The 24,054-nt window shown below is 68.9% G+C and carries 22 protein-coding genes and 1 pseudogene; 12 read left to right on the top strand and 11 right to left on the bottom strand.

Going from position 1 to position 24,054, the window contains the following annotated elements:
- Nucleotides 1-95: 95 nt before the first annotated feature.
- Nucleotides 96-860 (bottom strand): methyltransferase domain-containing protein, encoded by a 765-nt coding sequence (locus tag AB0F38_RS12700; RefSeq protein WP_361890882.1) that lies wholly within the window; start codon nucleotides 858-860, stop codon nucleotides 96-98.
- A 535-nt stretch (nucleotides 861-1,395) separates the two neighbouring features.
- On the opposite strand from AB0F38_RS12700, the gene AB0F38_RS12695 reads away from it, so the two are divergent.
- Both AB0F38_RS12695 and AB0F38_RS12690 read left to right on the top strand, forming a co-directional pair.
- Nucleotides 1,396-1,944 carry a TetR/AcrR family transcriptional regulator gene (locus tag AB0F38_RS12695; RefSeq protein ID WP_361890879.1) on the top strand — a complete coding sequence of 183 codons (549 nt, stop codon included), beginning with the start codon at nucleotides 1,396-1,398 and terminating at the stop codon, nucleotides 1,942-1,944.
- Nucleotides 1,941-2,606 (top strand): hypothetical protein, encoded by a 666-nt coding sequence (locus AB0F38_RS12690; protein WP_361890876.1) that lies wholly within the window; start codon nucleotides 1,941-1,943, stop codon nucleotides 2,604-2,606. The genes AB0F38_RS12695 and AB0F38_RS12690 overlap by 4 nt, the downstream gene beginning before the upstream one ends.
- Nucleotides 2,607-3,145: 539 nt before the next feature.
- On the opposite strand, the gene gap is transcribed toward AB0F38_RS12690, so the two are convergent.
- The 3 genes from gap to AB0F38_RS12675 form a co-directional block, all read right to left on the bottom strand.
- Nucleotides 3,146-4,144 (bottom strand): type I glyceraldehyde-3-phosphate dehydrogenase, encoded by a 999-nt coding sequence (gene gap / locus AB0F38_RS12685; RefSeq protein ID WP_361890873.1) that lies wholly within the window; start codon nucleotides 4,142-4,144, stop codon nucleotides 3,146-3,148.
- A gap of 107 nt (nucleotides 4,145-4,251) precedes the next feature.
- Nucleotides 4,252-5,208, bottom strand: coding sequence for a helix-turn-helix domain-containing protein (locus AB0F38_RS12680; protein ID WP_361890870.1), 957 nt, complete (start codon nucleotides 5,206-5,208; stop codon nucleotides 4,252-4,254).
- A gap of 171 nt (nucleotides 5,209-5,379) precedes the next feature.
- Complete coding sequence (locus tag AB0F38_RS12675; protein WP_361890867.1) at nucleotides 5,380-6,318, bottom strand: DUF3048 domain-containing protein; 939 nt, start codon at nucleotides 6,316-6,318, stop codon at nucleotides 5,380-5,382.
- An 880-nt stretch (nucleotides 6,319-7,198) separates the two neighbouring features.
- Between AB0F38_RS12675 and AB0F38_RS12670 the strand changes: the two genes are divergently transcribed.
- Both AB0F38_RS12670 and AB0F38_RS12665 read left to right on the top strand, forming a co-directional pair.
- Nucleotides 7,199-7,414: a hypothetical protein gene (locus AB0F38_RS12670; RefSeq protein ID WP_361890864.1), complete on the top strand. Its 216-nt coding sequence runs from the start codon at nucleotides 7,199-7,201 to the stop codon at nucleotides 7,412-7,414.
- 30 nt (nucleotides 7,415-7,444) lie between these two features.
- The gene (locus tag AB0F38_RS12665) at nucleotides 7,445-7,987 is read left to right on the top strand and encodes a hypothetical protein (RefSeq protein WP_361890861.1); all 543 of its coding nucleotides are present in this window, start codon (nucleotides 7,445-7,447) and stop codon (nucleotides 7,985-7,987) included.
- Nucleotides 7,988-8,088: 101 nt separating this feature from the next.
- Here AB0F38_RS12665 and AB0F38_RS12660 read toward each other — a convergent pair.
- Nucleotides 8,089-8,346, bottom strand: a pseudogene (locus AB0F38_RS12660) (zinc ribbon domain-containing protein); the annotation flags it as partial.
- Nucleotides 8,347-8,496: 150 nt separating this feature from the next.
- Here AB0F38_RS12660 and AB0F38_RS12655 point away from each other — a divergent pair.
- The 7 genes from AB0F38_RS12655 to AB0F38_RS12625 all read left to right on the top strand — a co-directional run bounded on the left by AB0F38_RS12655 (nucleotide 8,497) and on the right by AB0F38_RS12625 (nucleotide 14,898).
- Nucleotides 8,497-9,162, top strand: a complete 666-nt coding sequence (locus AB0F38_RS12655) for a hypothetical protein (RefSeq protein ID WP_361890858.1) — start codon at nucleotides 8,497-8,499, stop codon at nucleotides 9,160-9,162.
- The gene (locus tag AB0F38_RS12650) at nucleotides 9,122-9,661 is read left to right on the top strand and encodes a hypothetical protein (RefSeq protein ID WP_361890855.1); all 540 of its coding nucleotides are present in this window, start codon (nucleotides 9,122-9,124) and stop codon (nucleotides 9,659-9,661) included. Before AB0F38_RS12655 ends, AB0F38_RS12650 begins: the two co-directional genes overlap by 41 nt.
- Nucleotides 9,662-10,194: 533 nt before the next feature.
- Entirely contained in the window at nucleotides 10,195-10,869 is a 675-nt protein-coding gene (locus AB0F38_RS12645) for an ATP-binding cassette domain-containing protein (protein ID WP_361890852.1), read from the top strand.
- Nucleotides 10,870-10,872: 3 nt separating this feature from the next.
- Entirely contained in the window at nucleotides 10,873-12,120 is a 1,248-nt protein-coding gene (locus AB0F38_RS12640; RefSeq protein ID WP_361890849.1) for a hypothetical protein, read from the top strand.
- Nucleotides 12,117-12,725 carry a hypothetical protein gene (locus tag AB0F38_RS12635; RefSeq protein ID WP_361890846.1) on the top strand — a complete coding sequence of 203 codons (609 nt, stop codon included), beginning with the start codon at nucleotides 12,117-12,119 and terminating at the stop codon, nucleotides 12,723-12,725. Before AB0F38_RS12640 ends, AB0F38_RS12635 begins: the two co-directional genes overlap by 4 nt.
- Before the next feature lie 31 nt (nucleotides 12,726-12,756).
- Nucleotides 12,757-13,062: a hypothetical protein gene (locus AB0F38_RS12630; RefSeq protein WP_361890843.1), complete on the top strand. Its 306-nt coding sequence runs from the start codon at nucleotides 12,757-12,759 to the stop codon at nucleotides 13,060-13,062.
- 531 nt (nucleotides 13,063-13,593) lie between these two features.
- Nucleotides 13,594-14,898, top strand: coding sequence for a PLP-dependent aminotransferase family protein (locus tag AB0F38_RS12625; RefSeq protein WP_361890840.1), 1,305 nt, complete (start codon nucleotides 13,594-13,596; stop codon nucleotides 14,896-14,898).
- Here AB0F38_RS12625 and dpgC read toward each other — a convergent pair.
- The 6 genes from dpgC to AB0F38_RS12595 are packed head-to-tail and all read right to left on the bottom strand — an operon-like array spanning nucleotide 14,873 to nucleotide 22,629.
- Complete coding sequence (gene dpgC / locus AB0F38_RS12620) at nucleotides 14,873-16,240, bottom strand: (3,5-dihydroxyphenyl)acetyl-CoA 1,2-dioxygenase DpgC (RefSeq protein ID WP_361890837.1); 1,368 nt, start codon at nucleotides 16,238-16,240, stop codon at nucleotides 14,873-14,875. The two genes, AB0F38_RS12625 and dpgC, sit on opposite strands and share 26 nt — an antisense overlap.
- Nucleotides 16,237-16,950: an enoyl-CoA-hydratase DpgB gene (gene dpgB / locus AB0F38_RS12615; protein WP_361890834.1), complete on the bottom strand. Its 714-nt coding sequence runs from the start codon at nucleotides 16,948-16,950 to the stop codon at nucleotides 16,237-16,239. Before dpgB ends, dpgC begins: the two co-directional genes overlap by 4 nt.
- A gap of 59 nt (nucleotides 16,951-17,009) precedes the next feature.
- On the bottom strand, nucleotides 17,010-18,113 hold the full coding sequence (dpgA, locus tag AB0F38_RS12610) for a 3,5-dihydroxyphenylacetyl-CoA synthase DpgA (RefSeq protein ID WP_361890831.1): 1,104 nt from the start codon (nucleotides 18,111-18,113) through the stop codon (nucleotides 17,010-17,012).
- 18 nt (nucleotides 18,114-18,131) lie between these two features.
- Complete coding sequence (locus tag AB0F38_RS12605; RefSeq protein ID WP_361890829.1) at nucleotides 18,132-19,289, bottom strand: glycine amidinotransferase; 1,158 nt, start codon at nucleotides 19,287-19,289, stop codon at nucleotides 18,132-18,134.
- A complete protein-coding gene (locus AB0F38_RS12600) occupies nucleotides 19,280-20,641 on the bottom strand; it encodes a peptide ligase PGM1-related protein (protein ID WP_361890826.1) in 1,362 nt (453 codons plus the stop codon). The genes AB0F38_RS12605 and AB0F38_RS12600 overlap by 10 nt, the downstream gene beginning before the upstream one ends.
- 41 nt (nucleotides 20,642-20,682) lie before the next feature.
- A complete protein-coding gene (locus AB0F38_RS12595) occupies nucleotides 20,683-22,629 on the bottom strand; it encodes a KedN5 family methylcobalamin-dependent radical SAM C-methyltransferase (RefSeq protein WP_361890823.1) in 1,947 nt (648 codons plus the stop codon).
- Between the two features lie 357 nt (nucleotides 22,630-22,986).
- On the opposite strand from AB0F38_RS12595, the gene AB0F38_RS12590 reads away from it, so the two are divergent.
- Entirely contained in the window at nucleotides 22,987-24,033 is a 1,047-nt protein-coding gene (locus AB0F38_RS12590; protein ID WP_361890821.1) for a methyltransferase, read from the top strand.
- The last annotated feature ends 21 nt before the right edge of the window (nucleotides 24,034-24,054 follow it).

Raw genomic sequence — 24,054 nt, 5'->3', positions numbered from 1 at the left:
GGAGCTCGGTGACGGCGGGCAGTGACGCCGCGCGTATCAGGTTCTGTCTCCCCGATCACGATCGGAGAGACAGAACTGGCCGACGGGGTGACTGCTCAGTTCTTGCGTCCGGTCACCAGGGCGAAGGAGAGGAATTCTCCGCCGTCCGTGGTGAGCATGTCGATGAGGGGCTGGTTCGTGCTCCGGCCGTCCGGCTGGTGCTCGGCGCATGCCTGTGCCCACAACAGCCAGTCCTGCCAGGCGTCCTGCTGCAGCCGCGCGGACGTGACCTCCACCATTTCGGTGATCGCCCACTGGAAGCGCCACCACTCCGCCGTGTGCCAGGCGATCGCCTCCCAGCCGACCAGCTCCTTGATGTGGGGCGGGATGGCCCCGAGCTCACGGACCTCCCGCGTCATGGCCGGAGTCGCCATGCCCAGTTGTCCACCAGGCCGGAGAAACCGGACCAGGTAGGGCAGATAGCTGTCCGCCGTACCGAAGTACTCAAACGCGTCGACGCTCACGATGGCATCGAAGCTCTCCTCCTCGAACGGCAAGGCGTGCGCCTCCGCTCGCACGGCCTCCACCTGGCCGCCGACACCTGCCTCGGCGAAGACGGCCGCCGCGTCCTCGGGGGCAATCCACAGGTCGGCCGCGACGACCTGGGCGCCGTACTCGCGGGCCAGGAACACCGACGTGGCACCCTTGCCGGAGCCGAGATCGAGAATTCGCATCCCGGGGCGCAGATCAAGGTCCCGGGCGAGGTCCTCCAGCAGCCACAACGGGTTCGGTCCCATGTCGAGGTCGAGCAACCAGGCGGGGTCATAGCGCGAGGAGCGCGGATAGCGGTCCGGACGTACGAGATCATTCAAAGCGGTCACGAGCACGAACCCAAGCCCATCATCGGCCCAGGCACAACCGCGTTTCGCTCATCACTCCGGCTCCCCGCCCACGTGCACGGTGCGGCGACAGTCGGTTCCGACTCCCCGGCCACGACCTCACTCGCCCCCACAGCCGCTGATGCGTGGATCCCCACGGCCCGCGCCACCCGTACTTCCCCAGGGGCACAACCTCGCCACCCGCGGTCACGAGCACCTCGACGCCGTCGCCGCCGAACGCAGCCGGGTTTCCCGGCCGAGCGTACGGCCCTACGCACCACCGCAGACACAGACGGGCGAGGTCCGCCCACAACTCGGCGAACAGCCGCAGCCCTTCGAGGCCGCGACCACCACGGTGGCGGTCTCCGCGCTCCCTCCAGACTTGACAGCTAACACTGTTAGCCATATGTTGACGACGCCGTACGGCTAACGGTGTTAGCTGAATCGGAACAGCCCCGACGCGGAAAGGCCGCGATGGACACCACCATGACCCCGAGCAGCACCCTGCCGGTCACCGCGAACGTACGGAAGGTGCGCCGTGACTGACCGTGCACAGCAGATCATGGCGGCCGCCCGGGAACTGCTCGACACCGAAGGGCCGGACGCGTTGTCGATGCGACGCATTGCCGAGCGCGTCGGCATCCGGGCCCCGTCCCTGTACAAGCACTTTCCCGACAAGGCCGCCGTCGAGGCCGCTCTGCAGGCGCAGGGCATGACCCAGCTGGCACAGGAACTCGAGGCCGCCGAAGCCGGGATCGGCGCCGAGCCGCCTCTGCTCGCGCTCGCCCGCGCCTACCGGCGCCACGCCCTCGCCAACCCCCACCTCTACCGCATCACCCACACCCGGCCACTCGCCCGCACCGCCCTGCCCGACGGGCTTGAGGACCGTGCGGCCATGCCGCTGGTCCGCGCGGCGCGCGGCGACATCGACATCGCGCGCTCGCTCTGGGCATTCGCGCACGGCATGGTCGTGCTCGAACTCGACGGCCGCTTCCCGCCCGGCGCAGACCTGGATGCCGCATGGCGCACCAGCTGCGAGGCGTTCGCCCATGCCATCCACGACACAACCCGAGGAGACACCGCATGACCGTGACCGCTACGGGGCCGGCCCCCATGACCGCCACCGTCACCGCCGCCCGCGCCGCCGGATACACACACGCCGCGGCATGGACAGTCGGGCTCGCCATCGCATGGGGCGACACGCCCGCAGCCGGTGACACGCAGGTGCGGATCGCGACGGCGTACGCCGACCAACCGGTCCAGACGATCGCTCAGGCGGTGCTGGTACACGGCGTGGCGGCCGCCGGCCTCCTGGTCGTCGGGTCCGGACTGCTCGGCTGGGCCCGCCGGACCGGCAACGCCACGGCTCGCTTCGCTGGATGGGCCGGGACGGCCGCGGCCGTACTCGCGGCGGTGCAGCTCGTCCTGGAGCTGATCGCTGTGTCCGGAGCCGATCCGGCGTCACCGGGCAGGACCGCAGCCCTTTTCGAGGCGGTCCAGCGTGTGGACGGCGTCAAGATGTTCACGCTCGCCGCCCTCGCCGCCGCTGCCTGCGCGTCCTCCCGGCACGGCTCTCTGCTGCGGGGTTGGGAGTCCGTCACCGGCTGGGCACTGGCCGCCACGATCACCGTGTCCGGCATCGGCTACCTCCTGCCGGCCACCGGCCTGAGCCCGGCGGCGTTCCTCTCACTGCCCCTCCTGCTGATCTGGATCGCCGCACTCGGCGCAGCCCTCGCGCGCCGGTCCTGAACCCCGGCCCGGAACCGGCGCGCAGGACCTCGCGGAAGAAGAACGCACCACGATCACGGACCGGCTCTCACCACCGACGGGGACCTGGTCCAAGGGGACTTCACCGCCGACGGCAACAACTTCCCCAAGCCGTCCGGGACACCCCCGCGGCAAGGTAGCAATGGCCGACGTCCGCACGGGCGGACCGACAGCTGCACGAGCAAGGGCTGGACGGGTGTGGCGGCAGCCCTCCGCCAAGTCCCCGAGAACCGACGCGCGGGTCCCCCGATCCGAGCAGGCCCCCGCCTTCGGAGGACTCCGCCCTCTCACTGACGATCGCCGGCGCGGCGCGCTGCAAGGGCTCGGCGGACGGGACCAGCTCCTTCCGGCGCTGATACGTATGCCCGCAGACACAGAACAGCACTGGCTCTCCGGCCCGAGCGGGGACAAGCCGACCCTCACAGCACGTACTGCCCCCTCCCGGCCGAGCCCCACGCCCATCGCCGAGCACGAGGTGCCGGGCAGAGCGGCCTCCGCAGGCGGGCCGCCCCGGTTTCCGGTCAGCTGGTGGCAAGGAGTTCGAGCGTATCGATCACGCGGTTCGAGAACCCCCACTCGTTGTCGTACCAGGCGACCACCTTGACGTGGCGGCCATCGACGCGGGTGAGAGCCGAGTCGAAGATCGACGAGGCCGGATTGCCCGTGATGTCGGAGGACACGAGCGGGTCGTCCGAGTACTCGAGCACGCCCGCCAGCGGCCCCTGTGCCGCGGCGCGGTACGCCGCCAGCACGTCCTCGCGCGTCACGTCGCGAGCGACAGTCGTATTGAGTTCGACGATCGATCCCACCGGAACCGGTACGCGGATCGAGTCGCCCGACAGCTTGCCGTCGAGGTTCGGCAGCACGAGCCCGATCGCCTTCGCCGCGCCTGTCGTGGTCGGCACGATGTTGACAGCGGCCGCGCGGGCGCGGCGGGCGTCGCGGTGCGGCCCGTCCTGCAGGTTCTGCTCCTGCGTGTAGGCGTGCACCGTCGTCATGAAACCGTGCTCGATGCCGGCAAGACCGTCGAGCACCGCGGCCAGCGGCGCGAGCGCGTTGGTCGTGCACGAGGCGTTCGAGACGATCGTGTGCGCGGCCGGGTCGTACGCGTCGGTGTTGACCCCGAACGCGAGGGTGACATCGGCGCCGTCCGCCGGCGCGCTGACAAGTACCCTTTTCGCGCCCGCGTCGATGTGGGCGCGGGCGGCCGTGGCCGACGTGAAGCGGCCGGTCGCCTCAAGCACGATGCTGACGCCGAGCTCGGCCCACGGCAGCTGCGCCGGTTCGCGCTCGGCGAGCACGGTGATGCGACGGCCGTCGACGACGAGGGCATCCCCGTCGACAGCGACCGGGCGGCCGAGCCGGCCCGCCGTCGTGTCATAGGCGAGCAGCCGCGCGAGGGTGGCGGGCTCCGTGAGGTCGTTGACGGCGACGACCTCCAGGTCGCTGTCGCGTTCGAGCAGCGCGCGCAGCACATTGCGTCCGATACGGCCGAATCCGTTGATGGCGATGCGAGTCATGAGTGGTGTCCCTTCGGGTTCGCCATCAGGTTCTCTCGCAGCATCCGCCGGTGACAGCGGCGTGATCGCCACGGTCCGGAAGGATCACGCCACACGGTGGTGACGGGCTACTGCCCCTTAGTGAAGGTGCGCCGGTACTCGCTCGGCGTGGTGTCGAGGATGCGCTGGAAGTGCAGCCGCAGATTCGCACCCGTTCCGAGACCGACGTCGGCGGCGATCTGCTCGATGCCCCGCTGCGAACGCTCGAGCAGTTCACGGGCCACGTCGATGCGGGCTCGCATGACCCACTGCATCGGCGTGTACCCCGTGTCCTCGACGAAGCGCCGCGAGAACGTGCGCGGCGACACCGCCGCATGCCGCGCGAGCACTTCAAGGGTGAGGGGCTCGCCGAGCCGGTGCAGCGCCCACTCCCGGGTGGCGGCGAACCGCTCGCCGAGCGACTCGGGCACACTGCGCGGCACGTACTGCGCCTGACCGCCGCTGCGGTAGGGGGCCGCCACCAGGCGCCGCGCCGCGTGGTTCGACGCGGACACCCCCAGATCACCGCGCAGAATGTGCAGGCACAGGTCGATGCCCGAGGCGGCGCCGGCCGACGTCAGCACGCTGCCCTCGTCGACGAACAGAACGTTCGCGTCGACCTGAACGAGTGGACGCTTCGCCGCGAGTGCCCCCGTGTAATGCCAGTGCGTCGTGGCGCGCTTGCCGTCGAGCAGACCCGTGGCAGCGAGCGCGAAGGCGCCTGTGGAGATGGCGGCGAGCCGCGCGCCACGATTGTGGGCGGCGATCAGCGCATCAACGACGGCCCGCGGCGGGTCGTCACGGGCCGGGTACCGGTAGCCGGGAACGAAGACGATGTCGGCCCACGCCAGTGCCTCGATGCCGTGGGCGACGTAGTACGACAGACCGTCGCCGCCGGCCACGAGACCGGGTGCCGCGCCGCACACCCGCACCTCGTACGGCATGCTCGCGCGGGTCGTGAACACCTGCGCAGGAATACCGACATCGAGAGGCTTCGCACCTTCGAGCACGAGGACGGCGACGCGATGCGGGGATGAGGCTGGCACGGGGAAGAGGGTACGTGGGCGTGCGGGGGTGCATCAGCTCAGTCCCAAAGCCGCGCATGCGCCGGCCGGCTTCCCGTCAAGATCGAGGCCTCCTGCCGCCCACCTCGCCGATGCTGAGCAGACGGCTGCAGATACCGGAGTCCGCACGTGCGGACTCCGGCGGGACCCGCGTCACCTCGGGACGAGCACGATCCAGACCTGGCCGGTCGCGAACGTCATCGGCTCGCCGTCCTCGGTGGTGAAGCCGGTCGCCGACTCGGCGGTGTTCCGCTCCCACACCACGTCGTACGACCTGCCGTCACGCAGGACGGCCGCCGAGCCGGACCCCACCGTCGCGCTGAAGGGCGAGGAGTTTCCCCCTCGGTCACGGAAGCGCGAATCCTGCACGTCCACATCCTGCAGGACCACTGTGGCCGCTCCGAGCCGGTCACCGGAGGCCGTACGGGCCGGGGTCCCGTCCATACTCACCAGCCACTGATCCCCGTCCGCGGACCAGGTGAAGGTGAACCGTGCCGACGGGTACGACACCGTGCGCCCGCTGACGGGCGTGCCGCCCCGCGGCGGCGCAGCGAAGCGGAGCCCCAGGTCCTCGGCCGCGTTCACCCCGGTGGCGGCGTGTGGGATGTCCCCCGGGCGCAGGTACAGATTGTGCGGTGCGGCGCGGTCCCCACCGCGGAAATAGGCGTGCGGTGCCTTCGACGGCGGCAGCGCGTCGACAGGGGCCGCTTCGATCGAGGGCCGCAGGGCGGACTGGGCGCCCGAGTACGCGAGCATGGGCTCGTCGAACTGCCGGAGAAGCTCCAGATCCGTCTCACGAGCGCTGCGTACGGGGCCGATGACGGACGGCACGTCGGAGGAGTATGCGGCGAGGATGCGGCTGAGGCCTGCCTCCACCTGCTCCACGTAGACGATGTCGGCCTTCTCGAGTCCGGTCGGCGGCCGGGCCGCGGCTACGTTGTCGATCTTCACGGCAAGGACGTCGGCGCGTGGTGCGGATGCCGTCGCGGGACTCGACCCCCCTCCGCCCGAGCTGCCGCAGGCCGCGGTGATGACGAGCGTGAGCGCGGCGAGTACGGCGGCGGCCGATCTCTTCGTTCCGGAGGTAGGCATGGCTGCCGTCCCTTTCGAGCCGGCTCGGTGGAACGTACCCGGCTCACGTCTGCTGCGGCGATGACTCTCCCGTCAATCATCACGCAGAAGACCGGCCGGAGCGCCTCAGGCGCGGCGTCGCACCCCCTCCGGCGCCGCCCGGCAGACCGGCGAGAAGCACCGCAGTCAGCGGCGCGGCGACCACGGCGTCTACTCATCAGGGGCAGCTGCAGCTGGTCGAGCTGCGGTGCGCGAGGGCGAGACGGCGGTGCCCCGGCCCTGGACGCGCCGCGCCAGTTCCTGCTGCACCTGCTTGCTGTGGCCCGCACTCACCAGTCCTTGGGCTCGCTGCGGGTGCGTGTGGAGGGCATGGGGGCGGTCGTGGCCGAGGACCCTGCTGCGTTCGGAAATCAGCCGCGTGAAGAGTGACGTTGCTTCGCGGACCCCTGCCTGATCGGGCGGCGAAGCATTTCGCCGGCAAGACGCGCTGGTGAACCGCTTCCCGTGTGTCGCCGACCTCCAGCGCCGTTACGGCGTCAAGCGGCTCTGCAGCATCCCCGGCATCAGCCGCGCGAGCTTCCACCACTGGCGCCGGACAGCCGCGGACCGGAACGCACGGCAGGCGGCCGACGCGAGGCCGGCCGTCCGGATACGGGCGGTGCACCAGCAGTCGGTCGGACGGCACCTACGGAGCCCCAAGAATCACGGAGCTTGACCCGGACAGGACACCGATCAGCACTCTCCCGAAGGACGTCCGGCGAACAGAGCTGAGCGGGCTCTGATCCGATCGAGGCAATCCGGACCGCCTCCGAACAGCCGCCCGAACTGCCGGTGGTGGCCTCCGAGCCGTCCTAGTGTGCCGGTACGCCCCTTTCACACAGGCCAACCAGGAGGTCTCATCATGAAGTACACGGGTCGCCCCACTGCCGGGGGTACCGCAGCCGCCGTCGCGGCTGCCGCGCTCGTTCTCGGCGGAGCAGGCACCGCGTCCGCACAGCCGTCGCCCAAGCCCCAGCAGATCAACTCGGCGCAGCTGCAGACGCACCTCGCCAACGCGGTCGGGCAGGAACGCACGGCCGCCTCCTGCACCCCGGCGTGCGCCGGCCAGATCGTGTAGCAGTCCCACCGGGCTGATGAGGAGGTAGAGATGAGCACCGCAGACCGTTCCGAGACAAGCGGAACATGGTGCCCGAGCGGCAAGGCCGACGCACCGGAGTCGGTGGTACTGGGCGTGCGCTCCGGGCAGGGCGGCGAGGTCGTGTACCTCGCCGATCCCGTGCCGGCCAGAGACGTCCTGCCGGTCATCCCGAAGGATGTCGAGCCGACCCGGGTCCTGCGCTTCGCGTCGCACTGCGTCAGCAACTGTCTGCACCGCAGGGGCAACGACTGCACCCTCGTGGAGCGGGTGGCGGCGACGCCGGCGGACGAGAACCGGAGCGTGCCGCGGTGCCATCTGCGACCCCACTGCACATGGTGGGTGCAGACCGGTGTGGACGGCTGCCGCCGGTGCCCGGCCCTGGCGACCACGGTTGTTGAGGGCGACGACCTGGGCGCGCTGGTCGCCGACCCCGGCACCACCCGGGAGCAACTGGACGCCTGGATGGCGGAGGCCGAAGCCGACGCGCCCGCGCGGCAGGCAGACACCACCGAGGAAAACCCGGCCGCCCACGCGGTACGCAGCACCGCCTGACCCGCGCCGGGAAGCCAGAACAGGCCCTTTCACCGACCGGCGCACGAAGGACGCGTCAGTCCGTTGAAGTGCTCTCCCGGCTGAAGCCGGGAGATTCCTGCTTACCTCGCGGCAGCGGGCTTGACGCGCTTCGCGCGCCTGACGACTGCCCTCCCGGCAGCCGGGATGAGCGCGAGGCCCATCCGGTACAGGTGCAGGACGTTCCGGGCTGCGTTGTGGTCGGCGTTGCCCGACCAGCCGCAGCCGGTGTTCTTGCACACGAACACGGCCTGGCTCTCCCGGTTGCCGGGCGTGGTGACGCCGCAGGCTGAGCAGCGCCTGGAGGTGCCGGGGGCGGGAACCTTGTGCAGGGTGCCGCCGAGCTGGGGGGGGATGGCTGGGTGATGCCTGCGGGCTGCGGGCCCTCAGCTCGGGAAACGGAATCCGAACGCCCGCAACGAGACATCGCGATGGCGCCGCCCTGTGCCGATCCTGGGACGCGCAACCCGGCTGCGGGGCATGATCGCGGCATGGACGAGGAGACCACCGCACCAGATCAGTCGCCCAGCCGTGCCCCTTCCCGGGCGAGTGCCGCGCTGCGCCTGGCCGGGCACCGCGAGATCTCGGCGGACGACACCACGTTCCGCCCCGGCCCCGACCTCGGTTCCCGGTCGGCCTCGCTCCGGCTCCAACTGTTCACCACCCCCCCGGACCGCGCCGGGTCGACGCCGGCCGAGGCGACGCGTACGTGCCACGGGTTCCCGAGCCGGAACCCGAACCGCACACGACGCGATACCCACCATGCGATCACCGTCCTGGAGCAGGCACGACGCGAGAACGTCCCCATCGAGGAACTGGTCAGCTACGTCGAGCGACACGCTCTCGCCGCAGACGCCTCGGAGGGGCAACGCCAAGTGCTCGAAAGCCTGTTCAATCTCGGCAACGCCATTCAGCCCGACGGCGAAGGCCACTGCATCAACAGGCAGCACCGTTCCCAGGCGCTCATGGACGCCGGGGCCGGCCCGGCACGCCGTGGTTCTGGTCCACCGCTGGCCGGACACGTCCGACAGGTATGCCTCGGCCACTGTTTCGTACGACGGATCCGTGGCCCGTACATGCCGTGCCGCTCGTCGCGGCCCTATGAGGAGGAATTCTGTGTCATCACCTTGCGATCCCCTGCATGCTCCCGTCGGTGATGTGGGCACAGCGCTCCTGTTGATCGACTCCCGGCTCAAGGCAATCAACGACGGCAAGACCGTGACCGACCCCGAACAACAGTTGCTGAACACCCAGTACACCGAATCACTGGGCCCCCAGGGAGCCGACGACGTACTGGACGGCGCGTGCACGATCATCTTCATGTTCATGACCTGGCTGCGGGCGGCCCACGAAGCACACGACAAGGACGTCATCGAGTATGTGGTGCCCAACCTCGTGGCCACGTTGCGCAGGATGCCCAAGAGCGTCCGCCCCGAGGCCATCCCCACCATGGCAGGCCTCGTCGTCGCCGCAGGCACCGGCCTGAGCCCCAACCTGTGGCGCAAGCAGTACGGAGACTGGACCGAGGAGGAGATGAATCCCCTGGAAGCCACCGCCTTCCTGCTCGCGGAACAGATCAACCGCATCACCGACGACCCCGACTTCGCCACCCGCCTGATCGCCGAAGCGCTGTCCGGCGCGGACGACGAGGGCTGACATGCCCCATCCTCAGGTCCCATCCCCGGTGCAGCGGCCGTCAGCTCAGGGGGTTACACCAGCAGCATCAGCGGGTCACTGCCGGGGAAGGAGTCGAGCCACTGGACGGACAGCAACCCGGACAGTGTCTCGACCAGCGTCAAGTTCTCCGGGTGCTCCAAGGACAACGGCCGGTTCACCTATGCGGGGCTCCAGCCGAAGAAGGAACGCTCCGGTCTGCCCGACACCCTTGTCAACAGGGACAACAACTACTGCGACACGTCGAGCTTCGGCGACAAGGCTGCGGGCAAGTACTACTTCGACTACTCGAGCCTGAACGGGCAGGACACCGTGGCCGCCTATCCCAGCGTCTCCACGGTCACTGTGCGCTACTGACCGGTTCACGACGTTGCGGGGTGTGTGGTTGCAACCACACACCCCGCAATGCCGTCTGGCCTGTAGTCATCACTCACCTGGGGTTTTGCGTGCCACTGCACTACACGGACTGTTCCCTTGCCCACCGGGCCGGCACTCCTGTGCTCGACAGCCTGACGATGGACCTCCCGCAAGGGTGCACTGTCCTCCTCGGCCCGAACGGGGCGGGGAAGTCGACACTGCTTTCTCTGGGGGCGTCCTCCCTGACCCCCGTGTCGGGGCGCGTCACGCTGGGGCGCCTGGACAGCGTCCGGCGGCGGGACCGTCGGGCCTTCCGGCAGAAGGTGGGGTGGCTGCCGCAGGAGGTGAAGGCCATCCCGGCCCTGACGGTGCGGGAGCAGGCCGCATACGTGGGCTGGCTGAAAGGCCTGTCCAAGCGGGAGGCCTGGGACCGTTCGGCTACCGCGCTGGAAAGGGTCCGCCTTACGGAACTGGACCAGCGCAAGAGCCATGAGCTGTCCGGCGGGCAACTCCGCCGCCTGGGTATCGCGCAGACGCTGGTGCACCAGGCCGAGATCGTTCTCCTGGACGAGCCCACCGCAGGACTCGACCCTGTCCAGCGCGGTGTCTTCCGGGACCTGCTGGCCGAACTGAGCAGCTCGGTGCACTTCATCGTCTCCACGCACCAGACCGAAGATCTCGCCGACATCTACGAGACCGTCATCGTCTTCGACCGGGGCCGGCCAGTGTTCCGAGGGCCGGTGAGTGACTTCTTCTCCACCGCCCCCGCCGGAACCCCGTACGAGCGGCGTGCGGAGAGCGCGTATCGCGGCCTGGTCCGAGGGGAGGTCTGAACCGTGCGTATCTCGACACTTCTGCGCTCGGGCCCCGCAGCGTGGGCCGCCCTGGTCCTGGTTCCCGTACTGGTGTGGTTCAGCGCCCAGAACACCGAGTCCACCATCGCCTACTGGCCTTCCATCAGCTCCCAGACCACCATTGTCGTCGGCTTCATCAGCGCCGCGTGCGGGGCGGGAGCGGCCTGGGAAGCAGCCCGGCTCAAACAGGGTGGGATCACGGTGCTGGCCCCGGCCCGCGGCTTGCTCAGCGTGGCGGTCCTGCATCTCGGCCCCGTCGCCGTACTCGGCCTGATCGCGATGATCGCCCCCTTCGCCGTCATCGTGACATCGGTGGCCCCCACCCCCGGTTTCCCGAACCCGGCGATCCTCGCCGTCTCCTACAGCGTGGTCCTGGCCCACATCGCTCTGGGCTGGTTCGTCGGCGCCCGCATGCCGAAACTCCTCGGCGCCGCCACCATGCTGATCTTCGGATACCTCTGGGGATTCTGGCCGGCTGCTCTGGGGGGTCTGCCCTGGCTGCGCCACCTCAACGGACAAGGCGTCACCGAGTGCTGCGGGCTGGACCAGGAACCCTCCATCCGCAGCCTGGCCGCCACCGTCACCTTCTCCCTCGCGATCGTGACGGCCGTCGTCCTCAGCTCAGCGCTCCGCCACCGCCTCTGGCGCCCCCTGCTGTCACTGACCGGGCTCACCGTAGCCACCGCTGTGGCGCTCACCCTGGCCGTTCCCCTTGACTTCCAGGGCACCCAGGCCCGCGACCCCGCACTGCGCACCTGTACGGGACAGACACCGCAGATCTGCCTGTGGCCCGAGCAGAACACCCGGCGAGCAGACATCAGCCACTGGGCCGAGGAAACCACCGCCCAACTGGCAGCCGTCGGAGTCACCCCGGCCCGGCAGGTCGAGTTCGGAGACCCTCAGCCCGACAAGACCAACGTCGCCTCGAACATCGCCACCAGCCCATTGCCCAACGAAGCACCCCCGTGCGCCCTGCGCCAAGGCGCCGCCTACCCCGGCGACGAAGCCATGATCGCCATATACGCCTGGCTCTCCCTCACCGGCGGCGTCCCCAAGAGCGACCTCGCACAGCGCTGGCCCCACGAAGCCATCACCCTCGCAGAACAGATCCGCGCCCTGCCCACACAAGTCCAGCACGCCTGGTACGAACGCAACATGCGCTCCGTCCACGACTGCGCCGTACTGCCCGACCTCGCACCCGCCTCCTACACCAAGGCAGCCACATCGTGAACTGGTGGCACCGCGCACACGCCACACCCCTCACCACAGCAGTGCTCATCGTCACCATGCTGCTGGTACCACTCCTCGGCGGATCCGCCCTGCCGATCCCCTCACTCCTCGCCGGAATGAGCGCAGGAATCCCCATTGCCCTCGTACTCCCCGCCATCCCCGCGGCCTTCACTCTCTACGCGCTCAACCGGGTCCCCCGCCTCTACGACACCACCGCCGTCCGTCCCGTGGCCCGATACCAGGCAGGCATGCTGGCAGCAGCCGCCCTCCTGGCCACCACCATGGGCCTCGGTGCTACTTACGCGGCTGACTCCTCCATGTCCCTCGCCGCGGCAAGAAACTTCCTCGGATACCTGGGGACCGGGCTCATCGTCCAATACCTCGCCGGCCACATCTACGGTCCCCTGACCGTCGCCCTCGTGCCCGTCCTCTGCGCACTCATCGGCCTTGGCCCCGGAGGGCGCCCTTTCCCCTGGACCTGGCCCCTGCACGAAGCGACCTCCCCGCTCGCCGCCGCCACTTCCCTGCTCCTGCTCGCCGCAGGAATCGCGGCAACGACACTCGTTGCGCCTCAACGCGATGCGTCGCGACCGGCAGCTGCTTGACTTGTACCGGCCATGCCGCAACAGAGTTGCCTTGAGGGGGCCCGGACGCCCTCCCAGGCCGGGCGCGGTCGCCGTCCAGCTGCGGCCGGTCGCGAGGAACGAGGGAGCAGAGCTGAACCAGCGGATCGGCGCACCGCACCTGAGCTTCCGGCGCACCGACAAGGAACCGCCGTCCAAGCAGAAGCAGGCCCGCACCTGCTCGCCCACCGGCGCGCTCTCCGACATGCGCAAGCACGGCCTGTCCGAGATCGCCAGCTCCACCAAGGCCGACGACTCCCTGCGCAACCTCACCACCAGGGCCTTCAGGCCGCCTCCTACGAGATGCGGCGCCCGGTAACGGAGATGGGTTCCACCGCACGCGGCGCGGGCTCCAGCGAGGTCTCCCACCCGACGTCCGTCAACGAGACCGTCATCGCCCTGCGCCCGAAGCTGAACATGACCAAGCTCGCCGACGACCCGCCGCACGTCCAGGCCGCCCTGGACGGACCGGACGGCATCGGCACGATCACCTCGTTCTGGACCGAGGTCCCGCTGCCCGCCACCGGCACGTGGAACGCGCCCGGCAAGGGCGGCGATCTGTTCCAGCGTGACGCCGGGCTCGCGGTTGTGCGCGACCCGCACGACGTCCTTCCGGAACTCCTTGGGATACGGCTTGGGCACTGCGACATCCTTCCAGGCCGCCTCTCAGCAAGCCAGGTCAGGTGTCACCTATCAGTGCAGCAGTCCCGAATGCTGACCGCGACCCTAGCCGGTGCGTGCCGTCCCCAACGCCCCCCGACCAGCCCCACCTCGCAGGTCGTCGCCTGCCTTGCTTGTCCAAGGCTGTTCGAGGGTAGGGAGTGCCTCAGGAGTCGGATGAGGGGGGATCTTGCTCGAGCTGCAACAGAGCGACCTGCACAGTGCGTTCGGTGATCCGGTGCTCGGCTCGATCAGTTTTCTCAACGAGATCATGAGCCGGTACCCCGACGCGATCTCGTTCGCGCCAGGCGCCCCACATCTCGCCTTCCTTGACGACCTCGACGTGGCCCGCCACGTCGACACATGGATCGCCCACCAGGTCGCAGAGCGCGCGCTGAGCCGGGAGCAGGCTCGGAGTCTGCTGTACGAGTACGGACCCAGCCGGGGGCTGATCAACGAACTCGTGGCGGACGCGCTCCGTCGCGACCACGGGATCGAGGCCGGGCCGGATGCTGTGGTTGTCACGGTGGGTGCGCAGGAGGCGATGTTACTCACGCTGCATGCCCTGTGTGCCCGGCCAGGGGACCTGCTGGCCGTCGTCGACCCCTGTTTCGTCGGCATACGTGGCGCCGCCCGGTTGCTGAACGTCCCCGTGGTCTGCGTGGACGAGGCCGAGGACGGCGTCGACGTCGACGCACTGCGGGCGCAGTGCCGCGCCGCGCGATCCCAAGGCGGGCGGATCCGGGCCCTCTACGTCTCCCCGGACTACTCCAATCCCTCGGGCAGCCTGACGAGTCTCGCCGCCCGTCGGCGCCTGCTTGCCCTGGCCGAACAGGAAGACCTGCTGCTGCTGGAGGACGGAGCCTACGGCTTCACCGCGCCGCCGGGGGAGGAGATTCCCCCGCTCAAGGCGCTGGACACCGAGGGCCGGGTGGTCTATCTGGGCACCTTCGCCAAGGTGTGTCTGCCGGGTACCCGGGTCGGCTACGTGGTCGCGGACCAGGCGATCCGGACCGATGACGGCAGTCAACGGCTGCTCGCGGACGAGCTGGCGGTGAGCAAGAGCATGGTGACCGTCAACACCTCGCCGATCTGCCAGGCTGTGGTGGGCGGCATGCTCCTGGAACACGGTGGATCGCTGAAGGCCCTCGCGCAGCGCAAGTCCGAGCTGTACCGTCGCAACCTTGCGCTGCTGCTGGACGCGCTCGACCGGCATCTCCCACCCGAGGCCGGGCAGGCACCGGGGGTGAGCTGGTCGCGTCCGGCCGGGGGCTTCTTCGTACGGATGCGGCTCCCGATGTCGGCCGACACCGCCCTGCTGGAGACCTCCGCCTCGCAGCACGGCGTTCTGTGGACGCCGATGTCGCACTTCTACGCGAGTGGCAAGGGCGACAACGAGTTGCGGTTGTCGTGCAGTTACCTGGAGCCGGACCGGATCGAGGAAGGGACGGCCCGGCTCGCCGGGTTTCTCAGGCAGGAGGTTGCCTCCGGGTGACCGAGCGGGACCGGGCCCGCTCCACCTTGCCGATGACGTCCTCGCTGTAGAGCCTGCATGCTTGGGTGAAGGCGAACTCGGCCATGTAGAGGCGGAACTGGTCCGCCGGCTCCTCGGCGAGGGCGAGCATCGTACGGTTGGCGACCACGGCGGAGTTGTCCAGGTCCTGCACGGCGGCCTCGACCGCGTCGTCCACGGCGTCCTCGGCCACCACTTCGTCGCAGACGAGAGCCGCCTCCGGATCGATCGCCCGGATTCTCCTGCCGGAGAGGATGACCCGGCGCGCCAGCCGGGAACCGGTCAACCGGCCGAGCCGCAGGTTGCCCGCCCCGGGCACGATGCCCTCCTGAGCGGCCGGAAGGCTGAAGTAGGCGTTGTCGGCGGCGATGACCCGGTCGAAGACCAGCAGCAGCTGCATGCCTCCGCCGATGGCGAACGAGTCGACCGCGGCCACCCATGGTTTCTGCAGGGAGGGCACTGCGTAGGTGGCCTCGGCGGGCGGAAGCAGCAGACCACGGAAGATCTTGCTCAGGTAGGTCAGCTCCCTGCGCAACAGGAACTCGATGAACGAGATCCGGCCGTCGCGCAGGTCCAGCAGATTGATCCCGGCGCTGAAGACGCGCCGACCGGCGTAACGGGGGTGGGTCATCACATCGCCCCTGAGGACGCCCACGTGGGTCTGTTCGTCCAGCAGGACCAGGTCGACGGCCGTCTCCATCGCGTCGATCAGCGCGTTGTCCTCGGCGTTGAGACAGTGCGGGTTGCGCACGGTGAGATGTCCGGCCGCGGCGCGGCGTTCCAGCAGCACCGGTCCCAGATCGACCCGTCCGTCACGGCGGTAGCAGTCGACGAGGGCGAGCGCGCGGGGCGAGGCCATCAGCATGGTGTCCGTCAGATGCGCCCCGGCCGTGGGAGAGCGGAGGATGCCGCGGAGGAAGATCCCCTGATCGATCTCCCTGCCTTCCTTGTGCGCCTGGACGCGGGCACTCTCCTCGTCCATCTGCCCACGGTCGGGCACCAGACCGGGGAAGCGCTCGGCGGCAGCGAACACCAGCTCTGTCAGCCGGTGTCGGCGTGTGCGCCCGTCCGTCAAAGCGTCGTAGACCGCGTCCGTGTGGCGGCGCATGAACTGCTCGCGGGTTTGCCGACAGGAGTCGAACACGGCCGCCGTCAGGTTCCGCTGCCCGGCGTCACGGTCCACCGGGGCGGGCAGACGTGCCAGGATCCGTTCCCCGCGCTCCGCCTGCTCCGCCAGCACCGAGGCGTCCTCGTCGAGGGTGCCGCCCAGCGGGGGGGCGGCGGGCAAGGAGGTGGCTCTGCCGGTCGTTTTGTCGGGGGTCATGACCATGTGGCGGTCTCCTCGTCGCGGGCCAGTCGGCGCAACTCGCGGTCACAGGCCGCCAGATGCGTGCCGATGGCCTCCTCGTAGGGGGTGGCCGAGGCTTCCAGGATCAGACTGCGTCGTATCGCGACCTCGGCCCCGCTGAGACGGCCGAGCATCACGACGGTCGCGCGCAGCGCCTCCTCCATGTCGTGCCCGATCTCGTTCACCAGGCCGAGGGACACAGCCTGATCAGCGGTGATCTCGTGCCCCCACAGCACCAGTCGGCGGGCCTGGGCGGCTCCCAGCTGGGCGACCAGCCGGTGGACCGCCATGCCTGGCCAGAAGTGTTCGTCGTTGACCGGCAGCAACAACCGGAAGTCGGGTGAGGCGATCCGGAAGTCGCTGGTGAGCAGCAGATCCAGTGCAGGACCGCCGCACACTCCCTCCGGCACCGCGACGGTCACCGCCGCCAGCCGCTCGACCCTGCGGACCGCGCGCTCCCACCGGTTCACCTCCCCGATGCGCACCCGGCCCGGCCAGGACCGGTCGGGCGGGGCCGACCGCAGACGCAGGACGACCACGTTCTGGCCGCCGCCTTCCTCCGCCCGGGCGCACACAGAGGTCACCGACGCCGTCAGCTCGTCCAGGGGGCGGGTTCCGTCGACCGTCAGAATGAAGCCGAGCCCGTCGATGAACTCGGCGACGTCCCGGGTGACATGCTCGTTCATGCTTCCCCAATCTCGTGCGCTCCCGTGGCCGCCACGGGGTCGCGGCGGCGGTGCGCGTCTCACCAGCGCAGCAGTGCGGTCTCGATCGTCGAGCCGGGGCCCATGGTCATCATCACGCCGTGGTCACCGGGCCGAACGGTTCCCTCCTCCCACAGCTGCCGGAAGGAGAACAGGAAGGCGCCGCTGGAGAGGTTTCCGTAGTCACTCAGCACCGACAGGGTGTGGCGCACGTCGTGGCGGGTGAGGCCGAGGTTCACGCGGACCGCGTCGATGACCTTCTTGCCGCCCGAATGGATCACCCAGTGCGCGATGTCCGAGCGGTGCAGGCCGGCGTCGCCGAGCAGCCGGCCGACAGTTTCCTCCGCGTGTGCGCCGACCACGTACGGTACCTCCGGGTCGAGGAAGAAGGAGAACCGTCCGTGGTCCTCGTCCCAGTCGTAGCGCATCGCGTCGATCGCGTCGGTGATGATGCGGCTCGCGTAGCCGAGCACAGCGGGGCCTTCACCGGAGTACGACGGCTCTGCGCCGGCGTTCGCCCCGTGCGCCGGCCCGGCGTCCGCGACTACGGCGACGGCGGCCGCGCCGTCCCCGAAGAGGCTGTTGACGACGGAGGTGCCGATGGTGCCGTCGAAGACGTAGGCGGCCGAACAGACCTCGACGCTCACCACGAGGGCGAGCCGTCCCGGGTGCGCGCTCGCCCAGCCGGTCACCGCGGCGAGCGCGTTGAGCCCCGCGTTGCAGCCCATGCCGACCACATCGAGCCGCCCGCACGAGGGCCGCAGCCCCAGGTCCCTGATCAGCAGCGCGCTGAAACCGGGCGTGAGGAACCCGGTCGACGAGACGCAGCACAGGAAGGCCACCTCGTCCGGATCCGCGTCCAGTCGCTTCAGGCACGCCTCGATCGCCTCACGGCCGATGACGAGCCCACTGGAGGCGTGCTTGCGGAGCAGGTCGCCCTGCGTCTCCGCATGCGGGGTGCCGTCCGGGTCGCGGGGCGGCAGAGTGAGGTGGCGGCGCTCGATCGCGCTGTTCAGGAAGACGGACCGGATCCTGGGATCGCTCACCCCGAAGACCGAGAGCAGCTCCTCCTGCGTGTACGAGGCCGACGGCACGGCGGTCCCCACCGACACGAGCCGCGCGAGGGGGCCGCTGGTTTGTGTCATGGTCTGCTCCTCCCGATGTCAGCCGAGACCGAGGTAGTCTTCGGGGCCGCCGTCGCGGACCGTGTCGAGCGTGAAGCAGTGGAAGCCGCCGCCGAAGAGCCGTCGATGCCGGTGACGTACCGGGACGACGGTGAACCGGTGCTGCTCCAGGGTCCGCATGAGTTCCGGGCAGGCGCTGTTGACCAGCACCGTCGAAGGGTCGACCGACAGGACGTTGAGGTCGATGAACGGGCTGGTGAGCACCAGGTCGTCGTCCTCGTACTGCGGGAAGTTGTTCTTCCCGGGCGGCGGCGGCACGATCAGCTCCCAGTTGCGCAGCGCCTCCGGGAGGAAGTCCAGCACTTCCTTGTTGCGCACCAGCAGCGTGCCGGGCCGCAACGCCAGCACCATGCTGTCGATGTGGCTGTCGCTGAGCCGGTGCACGCGGTGGATGCGGAACCGGCCCTCCAGGTGCCGCTCCAGCCAGTCACAGGCCATGGCGTGGTTGGCCGTGGAGATGTTCACGATGACGTCTCGGCCCAGCCGCAGGCACTGCGCCGCGTCGAACATCATCTCGAAGCCCACGTCGTACACGGAGGCCTTCGGGTCCTCGATCGGCTCCGTGGGACCGCCCACGTTGCTGCTCCGGGCGTAGGACAGGTCGAAGGAGGCATCCGTCATCAGCGGCCGGGGCATGACGGTCCATCGGGCGCCCTGCCGGAAGTACTCGGTGAAGACCGGGGTGAGGAACTGGGTCTCGAAGTAGCGGGATCGGATCATGGGCGGGGTCTCGATGATCTCGTTCCCGAGGACCAGGGTGTTGTCCCGGACGTTCAACGGGGGCACGACGGCCGCCGACCAGGCTGGGGTGCGTACCTCCGCGGTGGACGCGTCGATGTCCATCGGCCGGTGCACCTTCACCGACAGGGACTCCAGGGTGGAGACGATGCCTTCGACGTCCTCGATGAGTTCGTCCACGTACCGTTGCTTGATGGGCGAGCGGTCGGCGCTGCCCCGGCCGGCCCCGGCGGGGGAGCCGCCGGCGCTGAGGCGCGGGTAGTACCACTCGGAGCGGCCAAGGTTGTCGTGGAAGAACAGATCGAACGACAACTCCCTCTCATGAGAGGTGTAGTTCACGGCCGATCCGACGACGATCTCCTTGAGCGGAGACCATTCGTCGAAGCTGTTCAACCGCATGCTGCGTTCTCCTTGCCGGTGGGGTCGGTGTGCGAGGCGGTGCCGCCGGGACCGAACAGTTCCTTGAGCCGGTGTTCGTAGGCGGCCGCGCTGGTCAGGTCCTGGGCGATCACACACTGCATGATCGAGTGGTCCCTCAGGTCGAGGGCGCTGCTGAAGACCACCCCGGTGCGGGTCGACGGGTCGAAGGCGAGGCCGGTCTCGGTGAGTGCCGAGACGGCGGAGGCGAAGGAGCGGGCTGACCAGCCGCCGGGCCAGATGCGCTCGACGACGACCCGGTCGTCCGCGTGGTCCAGGCCGGCCAGCCGAGCGCCGACGACGGCGTAGGTGTGGGTCGACATGGTGACGCGGCCGTTGTACTCGGTGAAGAACAGTTCGCCGTCACGTGTCAGGACGGCGTCCGCACTGAGGCGCCCGCGGTACCCCATGGCGTGCAGCGGGACGCACAATCGCCGGCCTTGCTCGACGAGTTCGGCGGCGGCGTCCGGTTTGAGTCCCTGCGCGGGCACCACTTGCGCCGTGGCCAGCGGCGCCATGATCATTTCTCCGGTGCCGCCGAACTCGACGCCGTCGTCAGTGATCAGATACTCGGCGAACAGAGATGTGCTGTCCGGGTAGTAGCGTTCGACGACGACCGGGTCGCGGCCGTTCCGGCTCAGTTCCGCCCACCGCTCGTCAAGGTAGCCTCGCACCTCGGACGTACCCGTGAGCGTCAGTGTCCGGCGGGCGCCGACGGGCTGGATGCCGGGAACGCGGCTGAGGATCTCGTTGCCCTTGCCGCCGAGCGAGTAGTCCTGCTTGACGATGACCGGCGCGTTCGCGTCGAGCAGTCCCGTGATCGCGGACTCGGCGCGTTCCAGGGTGGCGCATACCGCACCCTCGGGGATCGGCACGCCGGCGCCCGCGGTCACCGCTCGGAACACCGCCTTGCTGTTGACCAGGGCACCACCGCTCTGGGCGGCGAAGCCAAAGCCCGGGAGCGCGTGCTCGGCACCGAGGGCGCGGGCCAGCGTGGCCACCGAGGTGTCCGGCCACAGGGCGAGGATGTCCGTGACGGGGCGGCCCGCCAGCGCCCGGCGCAGTGCGGTGAGGAAGGCCGGGGCCGACAGCCGGTCGGCGGTCAGCAGGTCCTCCCCGGCGCGCCCGGCCGCCGGGACGATCACCTCGATGGCCGAGCGCCGGGTGCCGGTGTGTGAGGTGACGTAGGCGAGGAAGTCCTCCTCGGGGCGGACGGGCAGGACGAGGAGATCGCCGTCCTGCGCGAACCATGCCAGCCGCTGCACCGACCAGGAGGCGGCGATACGGGTGAAGAGGTCTTCGTTGAAGTCGTTGCCGATGAGTAGCCTTGTCAAAGGCGTTCCCTCCGTAGAGACGCTTCGGTGTGGCCTCGGGGTCAGCCGCTCCGGAGGCCGTCTTCCTCGCCGGCCGCGTCGACGGTCGGGCCGCCCGCGTTGGCGTTGGCGAGGATGTGCTCCTTCGTCATCCCCATGAAGTGGATGACGATCTCGTGGTTGGTCGATGTGACCGCGGATTCTGACCCGGTCCGGTAGTAGAGGTCGAGGACGCGCGGTGAGGGGGAGAGGTCCGGTTCCCTGTCCGCGCGAAGAGCGGCGACGATCGCGGGCACGTCGTATGCCAGACGGACGTCCCTGCGTACGTAGTACTGCTCGTCGCGGATCTCCTCGACCGCCAGCTCCTCGTCCGCGGTCCCGGACCGCTCCGGGCGGAAGACGGGCTGGGTGAGCAGGTCGTAGCGGAACACCTCGTCGAGGACCGGCCGGAACGGCTCGGGGACGAGAGGACGGATCGACTCGTCCCACCACCGGTGCAGCAGCCGCACGGCCTCCCGATCGGTGTAGAAGTAGGTGATCGCCGCGCCGAAGGATTCGGTGCCTCCGGCGGCGGTCGCGCAGTACTCCCGCAACGGCACGGCCGCCGGATCGTCGACCTTCGCCATCCAGTCGCTCAGTTTGATCAGCACCTGCGACTGGGTCAGGCCGGCGAAGTGGCGGAGCGAGCCCCATATGTAGCGGAACACCGCGTTCTCGGCGACGACCCGGGCCCAGAAGAGGAACCGCTGCATGTACTGGTTGTCGGCGAAGGTCATGGTGTCGTGGGCGAGCACATACTCGAAGTCGTCGTGGTCTCCGCGGATCGCCGTGATCCCGAAGAGCTCCTTCTTCTCCATGTAGTCGGTGTTGGGGAGCAGGAGGATGGGGTAGACGGCGATCCTGGACACACGCCGGGCGAGGCGGTCGTAGCCCTCCATGAAGGACTCCACGGTCTCCCCGGGGGCACCCCAGATCAGCTCGGCGTAGCAGTCCAGCCCTTCCCGGTCGAGCCAGGCCGCCAGGTCCTCCCACTCGTTGACCTTCATGTTGCGCCGGTTCATGGTCTCCAGGGCGCTGTCGCTGAGGGTCTGGAGGGCCAGGGTGAAGGAGCTGTGCATGCCGGCCTCCTTCATCCGCTGGACGATCTTGAAGAACGTCTTGGACTTGTTCTTGGCCCAGGAGGTCTCCAGGGCTCGCGGGAAGCCGTAGGCGTCCCGGGTCTCGATCAGCGCTTCGATGAACTCCAGATCGTTGGGCAGCAGCCCGAAGTTGGCGTCGCAGGCCACGATGGTGTGCACCTTCAGCTTGGCGAACAGCTCCAGCTCGCGGCGGAGCCGCTCCAGGGAGAAGGCGCGTACCTTCTGGCCGACGGCGCCGCCCCAGTAGCAGAAGGCGCACTTGTAGGGGCAGCCGCGGTTGGTCTCCATCAGGGCCACGTCGTACCGGAACTCGCCGTTCTCGTCGGTCAGTTCCAGTGCCCCGGTGAGGAAGGGCGAGGGGATCTGTTCGAGGTCCTCGATGCGCGGGCGCTCTTCGGTGGTGACGGCCTCGCCGTCCGGCCCGCGGTAGGAGATCCCGGCGACCGAGCCGAGGGCGTGGCGGTCCGCACCCGTCAGACGGGCCCGGACCAGCTCCCTGAACGTCAGCTCTCCCTCGCCGTTGACCACCACGTCCACCTCGGGAAACATCCGGAAGACGCGGGCTGCCTGGTTGGCCACATGTGTGCCGCCGAATACGACGAGGCCGGCCGGGTTGAGTTGCTTGAAGGTGGCGGCCAGAGCGCCGAAGGACTGGTAGTTCCACCCCAGTACAGAGAAGGCGAGGATGTCCGGCGAGCCGACGCTGAAGAGTTTGTCGGCCATGAGCGCATTCGTGGTGCCGCCCCGGAAGTTCTTGATGGAGACATCGACGTGAGGGCTGATTTCGTCGTCGGCCATGAGGGTCGATTTCAGGTACCCGGAAGCCAGCGGCATCGACTCCAGGGGCATTTCCCAGACGCCCTGCTGCACAAGGAAAATGGTGGTTTTGCAATCTTCTTCGGAACCTGTCACGCGCGCTCCTCGCATCAAGCGTCGGAAAGCGTTCAAATGAAGGTGAGTTGCAGGCTTCGCACTATTTCCTCATGCTCAATGGGTGTTGATCTCGATGTCAACCCCGCCGACCCCCCTGGCTCGGGATTCCTGGAGAATGGCTTGATTCGGCCACCATCCGGTTCTGTGCCAGATTGCTTTCGGCCACGAAAGCCGAAAGCAGGTCAATCTTTGTCGATGGAAGTGCCGTTGACCTTGTCCGAGATGGCGTGTAACCTCCCTGAGGTCTTGCTCGATTTCACATCAGTCACACCCTTGAAAGGGGCTGCATAACTGATGGGCGATTCGCAGGAATTCGACCGCGTATACGAGAGATTCCAGCTCATCGTCAATGGGCCGGCGCTCTTCAACGCCGTCATCACGGCTCTTGAGCTCGATGTCCTCCCCTTCGTGTCGCGCCACCCGGGTGCCACCTTCGAGGAACTGCTCCGACACGTCGGAATTGAGCCGCACAAACTGCGCGTGCTGATGCTTGCGCTATGCGCCACCGAACTGGTGGAACGGCGCGACGGTGGATATGTGAACTCTCAGGTTGCCGAGGAGCATTTGGTGACGGACCGCCCCGAGGGGTGGCGGGACACACTTCTCGGCTGGCGAAGGTTTCAGTATCCGGCCTTCCCGCATCTGACCACCGCCCTGCGGACCGGAACGAATGAGGCGGCGCTCGCTTCCTATCCCGAGCCGGGAAACACACTCTACGACCGGCTGGCGAACGACCCGGAACTGGTGGAGAGCTATCACGACTCCATCGGGCCATTCACCCATCTCTTCGCCCACGCCCTCCTGGACAACGCCGAGATCGCCCAGGTCGGCCGACTGCTGGACGTCGGCGGCGGTGACGGTACGACCGCGATCAAATTCGTCCGGCAGTACGCGCACTCCACGGTGACCATCTTCGACATGCCCAGCGTGTGCCGGCACGCGGAGAGCGGACTCCCGGACGATGTGAACGGCCGCGTGCTGACGCACCCCGGCGACATCTTCGAGGACGACTTCCCCCGCGGCTTCGACGGCATCCTGTTCAGCCACTCCATGGAGGTCTTCTCCCCCGAGCACAGCGTCAAACTGCTGACGAAGGCCTACGAGGCCCTGCCCCCGGGCGGGAAGATCTTCCTCTACAACATGTGTGCCCCCGACGACGAGAACACCGGACTGCTCTCCGCCCGGCTCTCGCTCTTCCTCAACGTCCTGGCGAGCGGCGAGGGCATGGCCTACCCGCCCAAGGACTACGAGCAGTGGCTCACGGAGGTCGGCTGCAGCAGCGTCCGTTCGTACACCGGGCTGCCGTACGAGCACGCGCTCGTCGTCGGTGTCAAAGGATGACCACCAAGCAGGGGAGGACCC

Origin of the sequence: Streptomyces sp. NPDC025273, assembly GCF_040638585.1 — a bacterium.
Taxonomy (GTDB): domain Bacteria; phylum Actinomycetota; class Actinomycetes; order Streptomycetales; family Streptomycetaceae; genus Streptomyces; species Streptomyces cinereorectus.
Note: the sequence above shows the minus strand (reverse complement) of the source record. Positions and strands in the feature narration are given on the sequence as shown.